The sequence below is a fragment of the Loigolactobacillus rennini DSM 20253 genome (genome assembly GCF_001436505.1).
Taxonomy (GTDB): domain Bacteria; phylum Bacillota; class Bacilli; order Lactobacillales; family Lactobacillaceae; genus Loigolactobacillus; species Loigolactobacillus rennini.
Genome location: NZ_AYYI01000077.1, coordinates 1 through 1,817, shown reverse-complemented (window position 1 = coordinate 1,817; position 1,817 = coordinate 1). Strand labels below are relative to the sequence as shown.

Genomic DNA, 1,817 nt, shown 5'->3' with positions numbered 1-1,817 from the left:
TGAGCGTAATCCGCTCAAAACTAAACAAAGTTTCAACTTAAGTGTCGGTCTCCGTTTCTTTTCCTTAGAAAGGAGGTGATCCAGCCGCAGGTTCTCCTACGGCTACCTTGTTACGACTTCACCCCAATCATCTGTCCCACCTTAGACGGCTAGCTCCCCGAAGGGTTGCCCCACCGGCTTTGGGTGTTACAAACTCTCATGGTGTGACGGGCGGTGTGTACAAGGCCCGGGAACGGATTCACCGCGGCATGCTGATCCGCGATTACTAGCGATTCCGGCTTCATGCAGGCGAGTTGCAGCCTGCAATCCGAACTGAGATCGGTTTTTAGAGATTAGCTAACCCTCGCGGGCGCGCTACTCGTTGTCCCGACCATTGTAGCACGTGTGTAGCCCAGGTCATCAGGGGCATGCTGATTTGACGTCATCCCCACCTTCCTCCGGTTTGTCACCGGCAGTCTCACTAGAGTGCCCAACTAAATGCTGGCAACTAGTCATAAGGGTTGCGCTCGTTGCGGGACTTAACCCAACATCTCACGACACGAGCTGACGACAACCATGCACCACCTGTCACTTTGGCCCCGAAGGGCAAACTGTCTCTCGACAGCGGTCAAAGGATGTCAAGACCTGGTAAGGTTCTTCGCGTTGCTTCGAATTAAACCACATGCTCCACCGCTTGTGCGGGCCCCCGTCAATTCCTTTGAGTTTCAACCTTGCGGTCGTACTCCCCAGGCGGAATGCTTAATGCGTTAGCTGCAGCACTGAAGGGCGGAAACCCTCCAACACTTAGCATTCATCGTTTACGGTATGGACTACCAGGGTATCTAATCCTGTTCGCTCCCCATACTTTCGAGCCTCAGCGTCAGTAACAGACCAGAAAGCCGCCTTCGCCACTGGTGTTCTTCCATATATCTACGCATTTCACCGCTACACATGGAGTTCCACTTTCCTTTTCTGTCCTCAAGCTTCTCAGTTTCTGATGCCCTTCTTCGGTTAAGCCGAAGGCTTTCACATCAGACTTAAAAAACCGCCTGCGCTCGCTTTACGCCCAATAAATCCGGACAACGCTTGCCACCTACGTATTACCGCGGCTGCTGGCACGTAGTTAGCCGTGGCTTTCTGGTTGGATACCGTCAAGGGGATAACAGTTACTCTACCCCCGGTTCTTCTCCAACAACAGCGTTTTACGAGCCGAAACCCTTCTTCACTCACGCGGCGTTGCTCCATCAGACTTGCGTCCATTGTGGAAGATTCCCTACTGCTGCCTCCCGTAGGAGTTTGGGCCGTGTCTCAGTCCCAATGTGGCCGATTACCCTCTCAGGTCGGCTACGTATCATCGCCTTGGTAGGCCTTTATCCCACCAACTAGCTAATACGCCGCGGGTCTGTCCTGAAGTGACAGCCGAAGCCGTCTTTATTATTGCGACCAGGAGGTCGCGATAAACTATGCGGTATTAGCCTCTGTTTCCAAAGGTTATCCCCCGCTTCAGGGTTGGTTACCCACGTGTTACTCACCCGTCCGCCACTCACGTCCATTAACGTCACCTGCAAGCAGGATCGGTTAACAGTTGTGCGTGCGACTTGCATGTATTAGGCACGCCGCCAGCGTTCGTCCTGAGCCAGGATCAAACTCTCATCTTAAATTTAAGCTTGATTGCTCTTGTTCTTAATTATTGTTGCTAGCGCGTTTTGCTTCAATTTGAATTGACTACGCGTTGTTTGCTTTAACCGGTGACCAATGGTCAACCAGTTAAGGCGCCCGACACTTTTAATTCGTTGAAACTTTGTTCAGTTTTCAAAGGACTACGTGTTGCCAACGCA

The 1,817-nt window shown here is 52.0% G+C and carries 1 rRNA gene; it reads right to left on the bottom strand.

Going from position 1 to position 1,817, the window contains the following annotated elements:
• Positions 1–68 precede the first annotated feature (68 nt).
• Positions 69–1,637: ribosomal RNA gene (locus tag FC24_RS09090) — 16S ribosomal RNA — on the bottom strand.
• Positions 1,638–1,817: the final 180 nt, after the last annotated feature.